Raw genomic sequence first — 17697 nt, 5'->3', positions numbered from 1 at the left:
CCAATAAATAGTCTCAAAGTATATTTTAGCATTATATATGCCGGTGGTGCAAATGGGCGGTAAGAATTGTAATTTAAAGCAACGCGATTTTTTGCTAAGGAGAAACTCAGAGGAGTAGGATGTTTTAGACACTTTTTTCAGATATTAGCCACTTAAAGCCACTTTGAGAGAGAATGCAAAGACGTGTATGAGAGAATGGATATTTTATTGGCCATTTTTTACGGATTTTAGCCAACTCAAAGTATTTAATAGCCAGTTCACTTACGATTATCGCCATTTGACCATACTTAATAGCCACTTTGTACTGGATAATAGTCAATTCAGTTTATAATATCCAATTTATATTTTTATTAGACACTACAAGAACCTTAATTAGATACTTTACAACAAAGCAAAAAACGGATTGCCTATTTCAGGCAATCCGCTTGGAAGTCAATCATTTAGTTCGTTTCAATTAAACCGTATTTTCCGTCTTTACGTTTGTAAACGATGTTCGTGCCGTCTGTTTCTGCATCCGTGAAGATATAGAAATCATGGCCTAACATGTTCATTTGTAAAACGGCTTCTTCCTGATCCATCGGTTTCAGATCAAATTGCTTCGTACGAACGATTGTATATTCATCCTCTGAAGATTCAGCGTTCGCTTCCATTTGGGATGTCACATTGGCGAAGTAGACACCTGTCCCTTCACGATCACGGAATTTACGGTTTACTTTTGTTTTATGTTTTCGGATTTGGCGCTCAAGCTTGTCGACAATTAAGTCAACTGCAGCATACATGTCGTTATGACGCTCTTCGGCACGCAGCGTTAAATTTTTCATCGGAATCGTCACTTCTACTTTTGTTTGTTTATCATTATAAACCTTCAAATTGACGTTAGCGTTCGCGTTAAGATCTTCATTGAAATAGCGTTCTACCTTTTCAATTTTGTTCTCAACGTAATCTCGAATCGCTGGAGTTACCTCAATATTTTCACCACGAATGTTAAACTTTAGCATGTGAACTCCTCCTTCATTACTGCTCTTAATTATCTATTCTACATTCATCAATAAAATCCTGTTACGACTTGAAACTTTTTTCATTTTTCGACAAGTTGTCCTACAGATTGATAAGAAAGACACCGTATCGTTATATGGAATCAATGGTAACCAACCAAATTACTTACGTCCGACTTCTTTTTTCCGCCGAACTTTTAATTCACTGACGATTAATTCTTCAATACCTGGCTGATTTTCGAAGATTAAACCATATTGAAACTTATCGCCGTACTTCTTCTTCCATACGATGTCTCCAATGGCCTTAATCAATACTTCGTCTAAAATGAATTCCAGTTCCAACTGCACCAGGTTATTATTATTTTCACCAATTTCCCGAGAAGAAAACATTTTCATTCCGTGCGGGCTCACATCGATGATTTCACAAGGGTATTTTATCACCTCTAATTGTTCCTGTTTTCCATTGATTAATTCGGTAAAATTTGCTTCGATTGGGACACCAAAAGTAAAGCGAAATCCTTCTGTGCGTTTAAACGCCATAACCGTTCCCCCTAGCCATTCATTACTACAATTTATATACCCACATTATGATGTAATATACGATTAAATGTCTATGTGCTTAATTGCTATTTTAAGGAGAATTTGTGACTTCAAACTCATGACCAACGAACCAGAATTTTTCTCGTTTTCATTAAAGGATTGTGCTATTGATAAAAAATTGAGAAACAAAAAGAGTTTCACACATTGGGATGCTCCGTTGCGTAAAACTCTATGCTTATTAATTGATTACATATGGTTCATTTAGTTCTGCACATTTTAACATTATTTGTTGCTCGGCTTTGGAATATAAAGGATCCTTGTAAAATTGTTTTAATAAGGCAGTCGATAAGTAATCTTTCGCCTTACTCCATTGTTTTTTCAGTTTACTATGCGGTACAGGAACTATTATTTCTTCGTAATTCATTAAAACGGCAATAGAATGATTTTCCGTATACGGTTTAACATCTTCGACATGATGCAATGCAAAGTACATACAATTCTCACTATTGCGCATCGCCTCTGTCGGAAACCAAATATGAACAAGCGGAGTCCTCGGAATCATAATCGGGTTGACCGAATTGGACTTAAGGACCGCTTTTGCCGCTTCCTTCGCCCCTTTTAAGCTTGAACCATATTGTTTCAGCTCCATATCCAGGAATTGCATCGGAGTGAACGGGACTTTTTTATAACTATTCGGAGTAATCATTAGCGTATAAAGATTATTAAGCTGATCAAATTCAGGCTTTAATACACAGGCATCATACAAGGAATTTCTATACATTTTCCATACTCCTTCCAATTTATAGTTATCATTTTCAGTAAAAAGGAGTATACTTATAATATGTCGGTATACTCCGGCGTCCAAACCTCAGGTGATGTCTATGCAGGATCTTCACTTGGGGTTTTTTATTTTGCCATTTCACATACTCACTCACCCCCTTTACGGTTAGCTTAATTTGGTAACCGCTTTCTTCGATGAATAAAAGTAATAGAATTTTCCAGCCAAAAACAATACCGCAACGGAACAAAGTTGAATAGATGACTAAACGAATTATTATGTATTAGGAAAACGGATGAAAGTTTTGGAATCTTGGAGTATAGTGGCATCTAGGGGTTTAATATTACCGTTTTCTATTTAGCAAAAGGCGAATATTAATTTATTGATGCTGAAGTTCGTAGGATGTTTTTAGATTTATGTAGGTCCATTGGTTATGTATGGTTAAACTAAACCAAATGGTATCAAGCAAAATTTGCTAATTATTTACATTATACAAAATAGTACAATATAATCAATACTATTTTGACTATTTTAAATTTTATAAATTAAGAAGTGGAAATTTGAGAGAAAAGTTATAATTAAAAAAGCCGATGTAGGAAGATTAAAAACTCCTCACATCGGCTTCTGTATTTATATTTTATACTTGTCCAGCTGTACCGTATTGCTGCTGGCGAGTAATTTTGATAACTTCTTTCCATGTGTCACGGAATTCTGTTACTAGGCCTTCGACTTCTGTGATGATTGAAGGGTCGTTTTTGATGTTTGCTTCCGTAAGACGACGATTCATATATCCATATAGCGGTAACATTTGTTTTGAAATTTCGATGTCCATATTAAGTGTAGACATTAATTCTCCAATAATTGCTTGTGATCTCTGGATATAATGGTTGCGCTCTTCTATATTTTTATCGGTAATAGACTGCTTCGCTTTATTCAAAAACTTTAAGCACCCGTTATATAACATTAGCGTTAGTTCCCCAGGGGAAGCAGTTGTCACACTGTTTTGTTTGTATGCGTTGAAAGCATTTGTTTGTGTTGTCAATGTTGACACTCCTTTTATTGCTGTTAGTATTACTTCTTTTTATCATAATAGCGACCGTCCATGACTTGAACATTTGCATACGGATTCATATATTGTTGCTCATTTTTTTTCGAATATTGCAGATCTTTTAAATCGTTCTTAATTACTTTCATATTACTATTTAAACGCTCGCGAATTCCTTTATCTAACTCAACTAGCATGGCATGGGATTTCTGTTGCATATCAACTTGAAAACCATCACGTTGCATCTTTTCAATGATAATACCCCGCTCATCTAATAAGTCATTCGTTTTATCGATATAAGCATCTCTCTGTTCCCCCTCCGGAAGGACTACCAAATGTTGGTAAAGTTTTGCTGAGATTTGCAGTAACTGCTGTATATTTTCCATAAACTCATCTCCAACTATTATCCTTGCATGAACATAGAAGACTGTTGATTCGCTTTATTGATTGCTGTCTCCATAGCTGTAAATTGTTTCCAGTATCTGGCTTCAATATTTTTCAATTTACTTTGCCATGTATCAATTCGCTTTTCGTTATCAATCAAGCTTTTACCAATTGCATATTGTGCATCTGTCATTGTAGAACGACCAGCTTTTTTATCTATATTAACTTCTAATGATTTCATAGATTCACGTAGTTTTTCAAGATAGCCACGAGTATCTGAACCACCATAAGCAGGATCCGACTTTTGCCCACCACTATTTTTAAATAATCGCTCTACTGCATCTGGATCTTCCTCTATTGCTTTTCTTAACTTCGCTTCATCAATTTCTAGTGTTCCGCCATCATTATAGCTTTTAGATGTCGTAATCCCCACATTAAATAGAGTGTTATATTTAGAACCCTCTAATCCAGGATTCGATTGATAAATTAGCGAGCGCATATTCGATAAGCCATTACGCACTAACGAATCATTTCGAAGTAAACCACTTTTCGCTTTTTCTTCCCAAAGCTTAATTTCACTTTCTTCCATATCGTTTTTCTGCTCAGCAGTTAGTGGTGCATAATCACGATATTTAGTTTCTTTTGTTTGATCATTTAAATCTTTAATAAGACCGTTATATGTCGTTACAAATTCTTTAATTTTATTCATCATTTCGTCTACGTTTGTAGTGGATGACAAGGATACCGACTGAGCTGATGGCGCTGCATTCACTAAATCATCTTTAACCGTACCGTCCCCATTAAGTACTCCTTCGTTTTGAGCATCTGCCTTTGCCGTGTTTAAAGAATTTTCTGCATTTGCCAATCGTTCATCCGCCGCAACATCTTCAGCTTTGGCAGTATTATAAGCAGAACGTAATTGGTTTTGGTCTGCAAGATTTTTAAATGCTGTTTGCTCAGTTCCAGATAAGCCATTCCAAATTGCTTGTTGTTCATCTGTTAATGAAGAAACTTTTGAAGGATCTGCAAACACTTCTAAAATTTTTGCATCCCCTAATTTACTGTAGTTAGACTTTAATTCATCAGACTGCGCTTTTTCAGCATATTCATTCAAAGTTGTCGCATCTAAGTTTTGTAAGGACGTTAGCGTTTCTTTATCCAATGACTTTAAAGCTGACTTTAGTTCATCAGAGAAATATCCATTTTCATCTATAGATGTACGAATTGCACTTAATTCGGTTGTTTCATCTATTGTTAAACCTTTTAAAGCAGTAATAGCATCACCCGATAAATCCTTTAATTTTGAGCCGCCATATGAAACATAATCTGCCTGTACTTTAAAATGACTAAATTCATTTTCTGAAGTATTGTAGACTGTTGACATTTTTTCTGCAGATAACGCTTTTAATTTTGTTTTCGATTCATCTGATAAGCTACTTGCATCTATTACTGCTATTACATCTTCTTTACTATTGGAGCTTGCCAATTTGATTGTTTCAAATTCTTCAGCCGTAAGGTTTTTCCAGTCTGAAGTAGTTAGTTTACGATATTCTGCTTGTTCTGTTAATGATAAAGTATTTCCAAATGCTGCATTGTATATATTGTTATGCGTGCTCGTATAGTTTGGTGTATCACTTGTACCATTTCCATAATAGGCAGAAAGCGCATTTGCGAGAGCTACAGCTTTGTTTGCTTCATTTTCTGTCGCCAATTGCATTTCCTTTTGTGCCGATTTATATTTGTCAGCAATTGTTTGAGTGGTATTGAACGTCTCTTTTAATGTAACGTTATATCCTGAAAGACTGAATGTATTTGAAGAGCGTTCTGTCGCAATACCGTTTACTTGGAAAATCGCATTTTTTCCAGCTGTTGTTTGAAATTTATCGATTACATTACCTAATTCATCCTTTTGCTGGAAAAAACCTAAACTCGTGAAAATATCTTTCCCACTCATAACTTCAATTTCTTCTCCGGCTTTGTTATCCCCGGAATTTTTGGCTGTAAATGAGAAACGACCATTTTCAAATACAGCCGATACTCCCGCATTACTCGCATTTACCTTACTTACAAATTGATTAACCGTCATTCCATCAGTGATTTCAATTTTCGTTGCTTCAGAAGGCATTGTCCCATCAGCTTTAATTGCTTTCAATTCGATTGTTTTAGTTCCACCACCAATTAAGTCGCTCATTTTTGTAGACCCAGCTGCACTTACTTGATTTCCTACAGCCCGTGCTGAAGTTGCTAATTGTGAAACCCCTTCAATCGAAAGTGAACCTGTTGCTGAACCTGTTGCTGTCGCACTAACAAGATTAGAATTTGAAGTCGAAGCCGTTTTGGAATTTAAGGATTTTAATACTAAATTATCTGCAATATACGTATCAAAAGTTTTTAATTTTGTATTTACACCACGATAAGCATCGCGTTGCCATTCATATGTTTGTTTCTTTTGTGTCAATTTATTTAAAGGTGCCCGTTCGGCATTCATTAATTTTTCTACCAAAGCATCGATATCCATACCTGATGCTAATCCACCAACTCGCATTACCATATATATTTCCTCCCTGGTTACTACTTAAATTTTTTCGTCTACAACCATACCTAACATTTTTTGCATTTCATAAAAAGCATCTAGTAATTTTTTAGGAGGTATTTCTTTAACTACTTCCTCCGTATCACGATTTACCACTGTAACATAGTAGCGTTCAAGACCTTCGTGGAACATAAATTTAGATGTACTGTTATTTACATCGAGCATCTCGTTCATCTTATTAACAGCCTCTTGGACTTTTGCCTTCGTTTCATCGCCATTTTTTAGTTGAAACATCGGCTCAATCGTTGCCGTTTCTTTTCTGGTAGTAGTGTCGCTTCCTGACTTTTCTACTGATTCCTTTGTTGTAATATTTGATAAGGTTATCTGATTCGTCACTTCTAAATTTGAACTTCCTGAAATACGCATGTTGTTCATCCTCCTTCAATTCAATGCAACCGTTATTATTGTTATTTATATCGGACAATAATAAGGGAATTTCAGTTTTTTATAGATTGGTATGGATTTTAATAAGGAACGTTTAGTTTTACCTCACCAGCCAATACGCATTTATTATTTTTCACCTTTGAGTAATGGCTAATTACGTACAACTTTCTCTGCTAATTATATTGTTCATGAATATGTAAATGCCGATTGTTAAAATTACTTTGAAAGGATAGACTCTTCATAATATCGAAAAAACTTATGGGTTTTATGCACATCATAAAATAATAAATATTCTTTCGATATATTGCCAATTTTCATTTGGGTTTATTTGTATATTTAATATCGTCAAAAAAGAGAGGACTTCAGTATTTTATACTGAAGTCCCCCTGATTATTTCTTTAAAATACTTTTTAATGTATCTACAATATAATTGATTTGCTCGTCCGTTAAACTAGGGTGAATAGGAAGCGTTAACGCTTTTTCATACCAAGCTTCTGCAACTGGACATAAACCTTTTTCATAACCGATGTTTCGATAATAGGGATGCCAGTAAACAGGAATATAATGGACATGTACCCCTATATTTGCCGCACGCATTAAATCAAAAACTTCTTTTCTATTTAAATCGTTTAATTGAAGTATATATAGATGCCAGCCAGAGTTTGTTTCAACTAATAGCTTTGGTGTAGTTACACGTGAATGTTTTTGAAATTCTAAATTATATTTTTTTGCAATTTCTTGACGGCGTTCTATGAATGAATCCAGCTTCTTAATTTGTGATAAGCCTAAAGCAGCTTGCATGTCTGTCATGCGATAGTTATAACCTAAATCTGTCATTTCATAATACCAAGCTCCTTGTTCTGAGGCATACTGTGTCGCTTCAATACCATGGCTTCTAAATTGCATTAATTTTTTGTAGAACTCCTCATTATTTGTAACAATTATTCCCCCCTCAGCAGTTGTTACTGGCTTTACAGGATGAAAACTAAACATTGTCATGTCAGCTGTTTGACCAACTTTTCGCTCTTTATATGTAGCTCCTAAAGAGTGAGCACCGTCTTCAATTACTACTAAATTATGTTCTTTAGCAATTTGCATAATTTCATCGATATCAACTGGTTGACCTGTGAAATCTACAGGAATAATTGCTTTCGTTTCAGAAGTTATTTTTTTTCGTATTTCTTTCGGATTAATGTTATACGTATATTTATCGATATCAGCAAAAACAACCGATCCTCCTACGTATCGTACACAGTTTGCACTCGCTGCAAAAGTTATAGGGGAAGTAATTACTTCATCACCTACTCCAATTCCTGCTGCATAGCACGCCCCATGCAGTGCTGCCGTGCCGTTTGTAAAAGCAACCGCATATTTTGTACCAACATATTCTGCAATAGCACTTTCAAATTCTGCGATTTTAGGCCCCTGTGTTAAATAAGGTGAACGAAGGGTTTCAATTACTGCTTGGATGTCTTCCTCATCTATATTCTGTTTACCATACGAGATGAAATTTTGGATAGTCATTTAATTCGCTCCAAACTATGATGTAAATATAATCTATTCTCAGATATCCAATCCAAAATAATTTGTTTTTCTTTTTCAATTTTGCTTGATTGAATTATTGTTTCTAAAGAATATTCAGTAGATATGCTTTATTTAGGATATTAAGTTCAATTATTGTATAAGATCTGCCTTCACCCCAAAGTCTTTTAAAGTATTTTCCTTCTACTTGACTTTTTCAAGGTTAGAGTAAATCTAAATATGTCGATATAGACTTCATTACCCATTAATTCATTAATTTCTGTAGAATTTAATTCGCCGCCACAATTAGCTTAAATACATTTATATTAAAAGGTCCCAACTGAGGGGAGTCCCTTTTTTCACATTATGTTTAATCTCCTTACCTAACACTAGATCATAATATTTTGTGGGTAAACCTAATCCAGGCCGAACATTTCGTAAATTATCCTTTGTTAAAATGTCACCTGCTTTTAAATCTTCCCCAATATATAATGAACGACGGAACTTAGTAGAATCTTTTTCTGCATCTGTCGGTCCATATTGAATATGTCCTAAACTTTGCCAAGCTCGCTCTGTTTCCTCTACAAGCATTTTTAGTTCATGTGGTTCCATTGAGAATGCTGAGTCTACCCCACCATCCGCACGTGCTGTAGTAAAGTGCTTTTCTATTACTGTAGCGCCTAGTGTAACAGCTGCGACAGAAACACCAACGCCCATTGTATGATCTGATAAACCAATTTCCGTACCAAATAATTCACGCATATGTGGGATAGTTGCTAAGTTAGAGTTTAAAGGTGTAGCTGGATAAGTACTTGTACATTTTAAAAGAATGAGCTGGTTATTACCTTCTTTCCGGAAAGTTTTAACTGCTTCATCAAGTTCGGCTGCAGTTGCCATTCCAGTTGAAATAATTGTAGGTTTACCAGTTCGTGCCACTTTCCGAATAAGTGGTAAATCAACATTTTCAAAAGAGGCAATTTTATATGCAGGAACATTTAATGTTTCTAAAAAATCTACAGCTGTTTCATCAAAAGGAGAACTAAATGCTAGTAATCCTAGTTCTGCAGCTTTATCAAAAATAGCTTTATGCCATTCCCATGGAGTGTGAGCTTCTTTATATAAATTATAAAGAGAATTACCTTTCCAAAGATTTTGATCATCTTCGATATAAAATTCACCTGAGTGAACATCTAATGTAATTGTATCTGGTGTATAAGTTTGTAATTTTAAAGCATCGACGCCTGCTTCGGCAGCTAACTCTACTAATCGTAGTGCACGATCAAGCGATTGATTGTGATTTCCTGACATTTCCGCAATAATAAACGGCTTAGTATGACTACCTATTTCTTTATGTCCAATTTTAATCATGTTTTCAACTCCAATATTTCATATATCCATGCATTCGACCTTTTAGTAGCGGTTAATTCAATCCCTCTTTTACTCATATTATCAATGAGTAAATTTCCTAATAATTGTTTATATGTATCTACCGTTACTTGCTCATGCCATCCTATATTTTTTACAACACCTAGGCTCGCAGCATAAGCGGTCGTCTCTCTTTGATTATCGGCTACAATTGTCGCACTTGAAGGGAGACCTACATAACAACGTTCCCAAGTTGTTCCTCCACCGGCACCGACAGCAAAATCTGCCAATTGCATAAGTTTTGCCATATAATCTATTTGACAATGATACGAATATCCACGTTCCCAGCAAATTTTACGTATAGTATCTTTCATAGGATTACTGTTTCCTACTATTACATCAATTCTTTCGAATTGAATTGTTCGCAATGCTTCTAATACTTTTAATGTTTCATTTGTCGGATCAGATCCTCCCATAAATATAAGTAATCGTCTTACATCACTTGAACGTGTTCGTAATTTTGCCCGGGCCTCAATAAATTCATCTCTCATAATTAAATATTTTGGACCTAATAGCTTTACACAATGGGAAGGAACTTTACCGTCGTAACGTGTTTCGTAATTAGGCACGATATTTTGATCAAGTAATAAATCGCAATCATGTGTTCTGGCTAAATCGTCAATAACAATTATTTTTTTTGTAAATGGTCGTATATTTTGCTCCCATTCTATCCCTAACTCATAATGGTCTATAATATACATATCAGCTAACGTTGCTTCCTCCAAGTTCTCAAAACCTTCTTGCATAACATAATCAATTAAGTTACCTACTAATGGTTTCATCCAGAACTTTACACGACATCCTTTTTCACGTAATTTTTTTGCGATTGTCAAACAACGCATTACATGTCCACTACCAATTTCAATTGAAGCATCTGTTCGAATAATAATATTCATCATTATACCACCGGCTTTTGCTCTATATGGGCATTGATACTAGCCACTTTTGGTGTATTTTTTAAAAAATAGATTACTTCAGCACTTGAAATGAGTGGGTCATTAAAATGGTTCGCTACTTCAACTAGCAAGTCATAATCTTCTTCTGTATCAAGCGTTATACGAAGCTCCGGAGAACGGCGATTTAAAGGTGTTTTATAAATTGCTGTTTCAAATTGCTCTTTAAATTCATATGCATAATAAGTAACATGTTCTCTATGCCTCGATTCTTTACCTTGCTCGTTTATTCGAAGTAGCGCTTCATATGAAATAAGTTCAACCGCCAATCCTCGAGGTAATTCACCTTCAAGAATTACTACATCTTTACGTTCACGTTCCATCAATTCAACAATTTCACTAGCCACCTCGTAATCAACAAATGGACAGTCAGATGTAACTCGCATAATATAATCCGGGTTATATACTTGTGCACACTGCACATAGCGTTCTAAAACGTCATCTTCCGAACCTCTAAAGTATTTTACTCCGTTTTTTTCACACCACCCTGCTATCTCATCATCTTGTAATAGACAACTTGTAGCAACTATAACTTCACTCACTCCTTTAATCGCTCGACAACGTGCAACGTTATAGCTTAGTACATCGACATCACCAAGAGGTTTTAAAATTTTTCCAGGCAAACGTGTCGAGCCCATTCTCGCCTGGATAATCGTAATAGTTTCCATTAAGACCCCTCCTTAATTAAAATATTTCTCTAGCTGAGCTTTTGATTTATTCCAGTCTTTTTTAAAGTAACTAAATAAATGTATATTACAGTAGCAATTGTTTAGATATATATGTTCTCTTAATATGCCCTCTTTTTGAAAACCAACTTTTTCATGGAATCTTATACTTTTCTCATTAAATTCAAGTACTTCAGCACATAATTTCCGAATATTTAAATCTTCAAAAATATATTCTAACATTTTGTAAGCTAAAGCTGTTCCCATTCCCTTAGGGGCATTTTGTTCTCCAATATAAAAGCCCCACTCACCGATCTCGTTTTTTTTATTTTTAAGGCTGAAATTGCCCACTCCATACGGTACTTGATCATAGATAAATATTTTTACATATTTCATATCATTTTTTAAAATGGAGTTAAACCAAGCTACATGCTTATCCCAATTTATAGGTTCGCTATCGTACATAACCGAACGGATGTTAGGTTGGTTTCTCCAATTATAAATTAACTCTATATGTTCTTCAGTTACATCTATAAGCTTCATTAGATTTTTTTTCATATGTATGCCTTCTTTCATTTAAAAAAAATGTAGTCAAAAGACTACATTTCACCAACTAATTCCTTTAATTCATCAACTTTTAGCCATTCCGTATTATTATCACTAGTATATGCAAAGCCTTCTGGTAATGATTTACCTTCACCATTATTTTCTTCTTCCCACCAAGACAACTCAGGTAAAATTGCATAATACGTATCATATTCAACCGTATGACGCGCATCATCTTCCATAATCATTGCCTCATGTAATTTTTCACCCGGACGAATACCAATAAAGTCAATATCACATTCAGGCGCAATAGCTTTTGCTAAATCCATAATATTCATACTTGGAATTTTAGGGACGAAAATTTCGCCGCCCTTCATACGTTCTAAATTATCGAACACAAACTGAACTCCTTGATCTAGCGTAATCCAGAAGCGAGTCATACGCTCATCAGTTATTGGCACTCGACCAGTATGCTTAATTTTTTGGAAGAATGGTACTACACTACCTCTACTCCCCACCACGTTACCATACCTAACTACCGAGAACTGTGTTTTCTTTTCCCCAACATACGCGTTGGCAGCTACGAATAACTTATCCGATGCTAATTTTGTTGCACCATACAAGTTTACAGGCGAACATGCTTTATCAGTAGATAATGCAATTACCTTCTCTACTCCACGATCAATTGCTGCTTCTACAATATTTTGTGCACCATGTATATTAGTTTTAATTGCTTCAAATGGATTATATTCACATGCATCTACGTGCTTCATTGCAGCAGCATGGATAACAATATCTACTCCATCAAATGCACGGTATAAACGCTCTTTATCACGAACGTCACCAATGAAGAATCGAATTCTATCATCTTGGAACTCCTGTTTCATTTCATATTGTTTTAACTCATCTCGACTAAAAATAATTAATTTCTTTACACCTAGCTCCAAAGCTTTTTTAGTAAACTTTTTCCCGAAAGAACCTGTGCCACCTGTAACTAATACAACTTTATCTTTCATGTCTATACCTCTTTTAATTTTTTACTGTTACAACTGGTATGTCTGCAAAATACTGCGCTATTTCATATTCAAATAAATCCGCAACTAAAAAGTAATCTTGCATAGTTAAACCTTCATTAATTTCTTCAAAAAAGCCTACAATTTTTTGTTCATTAAACATTGAAATCACATTTTGTGTTTTGAAATAATTATTTGCCGTAATTAACCAATTCATTCCTTCAACAAAATTTGTTACTTCTTTCAATGCAATTTCAACTTGTTTATTTCTAAAGCTCTCAGCTATCGTTATAGAGCCTGTTGCAACCAGTTTAATATATTGATTAAAATCTTCAATTAGTTCATCGATTTCAATGTTTTCCGTCATATTGTTTTATTCTCCTTTGACATGAGCTGTTCTATAAAATACTCAATTTGTTGATAACAAGATGTATATAAATCTAGTGCATAGTTTTTGGCTCTAAGATTTGACTCTACGCTCGTTTCATTGACTTTTGGTAAATATTCATGACTACAACGATCAAAAATTGGTTCAAGTAACGTCTCTAAACTATATTTCTTATATAGGTTATTTAGTTCTTTTTCTATTTTACCAATTTTATTTACCTCATTACTTGTTAGCTTTAATCCTATAGAATTATTGATTACTTGACTACCTTCTTTTAATAATTTTAATATTTTATTATAATTATTAATTTCTGTATTAAAAAACTCTTCTTCTATATGTGTAGATTGATCTAGAACTTCTCCAACAATTTTAGGAGCCTCTTCATTCGTAAATTTCTCTAAAAATTCTTCAAAAGTTAATTGATCAATGCTATGAATTTTTGCTCCACCTTCAGTACAATTCCAAACATTTTTTCTTTCAGTATCTAATAGAGGGGGCTCATTGAATGAGTTCATCATGATTTTCAAAGTTTGGGTAGTAGTTACCATTTCTCCATAATACCCTTCTACTAGAACCTTTTTACTTGTAGGCAAATCCTTCGCACTTTTATTGCATTTCACTCCTGTTGCATGGGATTGATCATTCGTTAATGCTAAATCTTGCCCAATTAAAGCAATAGGGCCTGTAGTTATATATTTTGCAATTGACAAAGCATAATGAGCAACAGAACCACCACCGTGTATTAAAGGTAACTTTTTAGAAAAACGATTTTCGAAATAATCCTTATACTTCGGTTTTACGGAAGGAATGAAAGCATAACCCTTTCCTTCAAAAGATTCTCTTACTTTATAATGATTTGTTGGACCATATATTAAACTTACTTCTTTTTTAAATGATAAGCTTTCAAAATGTCTTGCATTCGGTTCACCACCATCAACGGAAACGATATAATCAGGCATAATATTATTGGCTATTAACGCATTAATTGTCGAGCCCGCACAAATTAAGATTATTTTATTTCGATATTCTTTTAATAAACTTAACTGCTTTGTTAAAGAAGGGCCTCCTGCAGCAATTACTACTGGAGCTGTATATACTTTTTCTAACTTTCCTAAAGTATAATCGCTTAAAATATTATTAGTATTAAGCAACAAGTTTTTTTGCCATGCTACTGCGAAATGTTTAGCTGTGGCAATATTTGAACCTTGTTTATAATGGTTATTTTTCACAATTTCTAGCACATTTTTTAATTCTAGAGGAAATAATTTATCGTAATTTATCGAAGTAATGATATGGACATTTGTCGAATAAGAAGATAATTTATCTACCATATCAACGATTTTTGCTATATCATTCGCTTTTGCTGAATAAAATCTATTATAAGTAGGATTAAAAACATCTATATAATTATGCTCCATTAAGGGATCGATTAATAAAATCGGTTCATTAAAATGAAATTCTTTTATTAGTGCATCCACTATATAACCTAAGCCATAACCAAAAACAATATGTAAATGATGTGGTTTATATTCTTGTTTTGCTATTTGTTCTGCTTCTCTTAAAGGGTTATATTTGCTATGTAAGTAAAATCCATTCACTTTTACAGTTTCAGTTCCAACTTTCGAAACTTCTTTCTCAATTGCCAAAGTCATGTTGCCACCTCTTTCATATATAGTATCGACAAAATGAATAGTAAATTAACTGTTATTAAAAGGATATCAAACTATACTGGTTTTAGTTTTAAAATATGGAGGATGTGTGAATACCATATGGTTCTTTTTGTATATCCATTGCTTATTATAAGCAAAAGAAAAACGGCCTCCAAAAAGGAGGCCGTTTCAGATTGTCGACAAAAGGCATCGAGAGCTCGTCTCTCGATGCCTTTTGTCATTTCTTTTATCAAATTAGGTCCCGAAGTTTTGTAAAAGTTCTCCTCTTCGAGGGAATATACCCTCTATTAAGCCCCTTGCCAAGTCCATGTGGCAAGTTTCTTTAAATTCATGGCAGCAAAAGTAAGCATCGCCTGCATGGACAATTTTTTAATGCCTCTTAGCGTTGTCCATCGCATACCATGCTTCTCTTTCGCATCCGCAAAGACACGTTCAACCGTCTCTTTTCGTTTTGCATAAATGGATTTAATTTCATGATGATGACGAAGATGTTCGGCTTTTTCTAGATAATCTGCCCAAATATGTCGCTGAATCATTTTCGTATGATTTTTACTTTCCGTACATTGTGCTAGAAATGGGCAATCCGCACAAACCGCTGGATTCGATTTGTATTGGCGATAGCCTTCTTTCGTCGTCGTTGTATAGCGCAACATCTCGTCATTCGGGCAAATATAGCAATCATAATGTTCATCATAGACATACTCATGTTTACGGAAGAAGCCATCTTTCGTTTTCGGTCTTGTATAAGGAAGAACAGGCAACATTTGATTTTCTAGTAAAAAGTTCGTAATCGCAGGTGTTTTATAAGCCGCATCCGCAGCAACAGCCAGAGGCTTTTTCACACGATGAATGACCTTTTCAACAAGCGGTTGCAGCATATGACTATCATGGATATTGCCCGGTGTCACAATCGTTCCTAATACAAAGCCACGTTCATCTGTCGCTGCATGAAATGAATAGGCAAATTGTTTTGTCCGTTCGTCCTTCACATAGTAACCACTTTCAGGGTCCGTTGTGCTCTCTTTGATTTCTTTCCATTCTTCCTTTTCAAACTTCTCCGGTGGAAACGGCTTTTTCCCGTTCTTTTCACGGTCTATGTTTAACTCTTCTTGTAGCTTTTCTTCATAAGCACGTGTCTCTTTTCGAACCATCTTCTTATCAAATTTTCGTTTATTCGCACTTGCCTTCACATGCGTGGAATCAATAAAGATATGGTCAGCTGATAATAAACCCGCATCCACAATTTCTTTCAAGATGCGATAGAAAATCTGTTCAAATACATCTGTATCCTCAAAACGCCGTGTATAATTTTTGCCAAACGTTGAGAAGTGAGGCACTTCTGTATGAAACCCGAAGCCTAAAAACCAGCGGTACGCTACATTCGTTTCAATTTCCTTAATCGTTTGACGCATCGAACGAATACCAAAAACGTATTGAATCATTGTCATTTTAAATAAGACAACAGGATCAATACTTGGTCTACCGAAAGGTGAATATAAGTTTTCAACTAATGGATATACAAACGAAAAGTCAATGGCTGCCTCTAATTTACGTACGAGATGATTTTCTGGGACAAGTTGTTCAATCGTCAACATTTCTAATTGATTACGTTCATTCATTTGGTTTTTAGTCATCATATCGGGACACCTCTTTGATTTAGATAAACTATATTAGAAAGAATAGATCAAGTTGATTGGAATGGAAGGGGCGACTTCTGCGGGAAAAGCGGGACTGCCGATACACCGCAGGAGCATAGCGACGAGGAGGATTGGCACCCGCCCGCGAAACGCGTCCCCTGGAATGGAAATCAACGGTTTTCATCAGTTAACTTTATTTTAAAACAAAAAAGACTGTAGGCAAACTCGAATTTCTTCGAGTTTGTCTACAGTCTGAAACGGCCTCCAAAAAGGAGGCCGTTTAACGGTATTAAAATTAACCTAATAATTGTAATACGCCTTGTGGTTGTTGGTTAGCTTGAGCTAACATAGATTGAGCTGCTTGCATTAAGATGTTGTTTTTAGTGAAGCCCATCATTTCTTTAGCCATATCTGTGTCACGGATACGAGACTCAGCAGCTGTTAAGTTTTCAGATGTAGCACCTAAGTTGTTGATAGTGTGCTCTAAACGGTTTTGAACAGCACCTAGTGCAGAACGTTGAGTTGAAACTGTAGATAATGCATTATTAACCGTTGTAATCGCAGTGTTAGCACCAGCTTGAGTTGCAATATCAACACCATCAATGCCTAAGTCAGCAGCTTTCATGCTCTCAATGCTTAATTCAATCGATTGATCAGCATTAGCACCGATGTGGAATACTTTATCCGTGAATGCACCTGCTAATAATGTTTGAGTATTGAACTCTGTATCTTCTGCGATACGAGTAACTTCACTTAAAAGTGCTGTTACTTCTTTTTGTAATGCGCCACGGTCAGCATCAACGTTTGTATCGTTTGCAGATTGTACCGCTAATTCACGCATACGTTGTAAGATTGAGTGAGTTTCGTTTAACGCACCCTCAGCAGTTTGGATTAAAGAGATTGAATCTTGAGCGTTTTTAGTCGCCATATCAAGACCGCGAATTTGTCCACGCATTTTTTCAGAGATTGAAAGACCTGCAGCGTCATCGCCAGCACGGTTGATTTTGTAACCTGAAGATAACTTCTCTAAGTTTTTAGAAGCCTCTGTGTTGTTGAAAGAAAGGTTACGGTGTGTGTTTAAAGCTGAAATGTTATGTTGAATTCTCATTTGGAATTCCTCCTTGAATTGTTTTTATATGACCCACATCCTTGTGGGAAAG

The 17697-nt window shown here is 35.1% G+C and carries 17 protein-coding genes; all 17 read right to left on the bottom strand.

From position 1 onward, the window contains the following. Positions 1–440 precede the first annotated feature (440 nt). On the bottom strand, positions 441–998 hold the full coding sequence (raiA, locus tag MKY27_RS03425; protein ID WP_008407321.1) for a ribosome-associated translation inhibitor RaiA: 558 nt from the start codon (positions 996–998) through the stop codon (positions 441–443). Positions 999–1157: 159 nt separating this feature from the next. Next, on the bottom strand, positions 1158–1535 hold the full coding sequence (locus MKY27_RS03420) for a PilZ domain-containing protein (protein WP_339175275.1): 378 nt from the start codon (positions 1533–1535) through the stop codon (positions 1158–1160). Positions 1536–1773: 238 nt separating this feature from the next. Next, a complete protein-coding gene (locus tag MKY27_RS03415; protein WP_339197762.1) occupies positions 1774–2316 on the bottom strand; it encodes a competence protein ComK in 543 nt (180 codons plus the stop codon). Positions 2317–2950: 634 nt separating this feature from the next. Beyond that, a complete protein-coding gene (fliS, locus tag MKY27_RS03410) occupies positions 2951–3355 on the bottom strand; it encodes a flagellar export chaperone FliS (protein WP_339197760.1) in 405 nt (134 codons plus the stop codon). Positions 3356–3384: 29 nt separating this feature from the next. After that, the gene (locus MKY27_RS03405) at positions 3385–3744 is read right to left on the bottom strand and encodes a flagellar protein FliT (protein ID WP_339197758.1); all 360 of its coding nucleotides are present in this window, start codon (positions 3742–3744) and stop codon (positions 3385–3387) included. 17 nt (positions 3745–3761) lie between these two features. Further along, the gene (gene fliD, locus MKY27_RS03400) at positions 3762–6293 is read right to left on the bottom strand and encodes a flagellar filament capping protein FliD (protein ID WP_339197755.1); all 2532 of its coding nucleotides are present in this window, start codon (positions 6291–6293) and stop codon (positions 3762–3764) included. A 24-nt stretch (positions 6294–6317) separates the two neighbouring features. Beyond that, on the bottom strand, positions 6318–6701 hold the full coding sequence (locus MKY27_RS03395; RefSeq protein ID WP_339197752.1) for a flagellar protein FlaG: 384 nt from the start codon (positions 6699–6701) through the stop codon (positions 6318–6320). A gap of 408 nt (positions 6702–7109) precedes the next feature. Continuing rightward, positions 7110–8243, bottom strand: a complete 1134-nt coding sequence (pseC, locus tag MKY27_RS03390) for a UDP-4-amino-4,6-dideoxy-N-acetyl-beta-L-altrosamine transaminase (protein ID WP_339197750.1) — start codon at positions 8241–8243, stop codon at positions 7110–7112. A gap of 318 nt (positions 8244–8561) precedes the next feature. Continuing rightward, positions 8562–9608, bottom strand: a complete 1047-nt coding sequence (gene pseI / locus MKY27_RS03385) for a pseudaminic acid synthase (RefSeq protein WP_339197748.1) — start codon at positions 9606–9608, stop codon at positions 8562–8564. Next, positions 9605–10564 carry a UDP-2,4-diacetamido-2,4,6-trideoxy-beta-L-altropyranose hydrolase gene (gene pseG, locus MKY27_RS03380; RefSeq protein ID WP_339197746.1) on the bottom strand — a complete coding sequence of 320 codons (960 nt, stop codon included), beginning with the start codon at positions 10562–10564 and terminating at the stop codon, positions 9605–9607. Before pseG ends, pseI begins: the two co-directional genes overlap by 4 nt. Next, positions 10564–11286 (bottom strand): glycosyltransferase family protein, encoded by a 723-nt coding sequence (locus tag MKY27_RS03375; RefSeq protein WP_339197744.1) that lies wholly within the window; start codon positions 11284–11286, stop codon positions 10564–10566. The genes pseG and MKY27_RS03375 overlap by 1 nt, the downstream gene beginning before the upstream one ends. Positions 11287–11298: 12 nt before the next feature. Further along, positions 11299–11841, bottom strand: coding sequence for a UDP-4-amino-4,6-dideoxy-N-acetyl-beta-L-altrosamine N-acetyltransferase (gene pseH / locus MKY27_RS03370; protein ID WP_339197741.1), 543 nt, complete (start codon positions 11839–11841; stop codon positions 11299–11301). 41 nt (positions 11842–11882) lie between these two features. Beyond that, the gene (gene pseB / locus MKY27_RS03365) at positions 11883–12845 is read right to left on the bottom strand and encodes a UDP-N-acetylglucosamine 4,6-dehydratase (inverting) (protein WP_339197739.1); all 963 of its coding nucleotides are present in this window, start codon (positions 12843–12845) and stop codon (positions 11883–11885) included. 13 nt (positions 12846–12858) lie between these two features. Next, positions 12859–13209, bottom strand: a complete 351-nt coding sequence (locus MKY27_RS03360; RefSeq protein WP_339197737.1) for a hypothetical protein — start codon at positions 13207–13209, stop codon at positions 12859–12861. Further along, positions 13206–14882, bottom strand: coding sequence for a 6-hydroxymethylpterin diphosphokinase MptE-like protein (locus MKY27_RS03355; RefSeq protein WP_339197734.1), 1677 nt, complete (start codon positions 14880–14882; stop codon positions 13206–13208). Before MKY27_RS03355 ends, MKY27_RS03360 begins: the two co-directional genes overlap by 4 nt. Positions 14883–15187: 305 nt before the next feature. Continuing rightward, positions 15188–16537, bottom strand: coding sequence for an IS1182 family transposase (locus tag MKY27_RS03350; protein ID WP_339197731.1), 1350 nt, complete (start codon positions 16535–16537; stop codon positions 15188–15190). A 295-nt stretch (positions 16538–16832) separates the two neighbouring features. Continuing rightward, positions 16833–17645 carry a flagellin gene (locus MKY27_RS03345; protein ID WP_191702124.1) on the bottom strand — a complete coding sequence of 271 codons (813 nt, stop codon included), beginning with the start codon at positions 17643–17645 and terminating at the stop codon, positions 16833–16835. Positions 17646–17697: the final 52 nt, after the last annotated feature.

Origin of the sequence: Solibacillus sp. FSL R5-0449, assembly GCF_037975215.1 — a bacterium.
Taxonomy (GTDB): domain Bacteria; phylum Bacillota; class Bacilli; order Bacillales_A; family Planococcaceae; genus Solibacillus.
The sequence above is the reverse complement of the archived record's forward strand: the minus strand, read 5'-3'. Positions and strand labels throughout refer to the sequence as shown.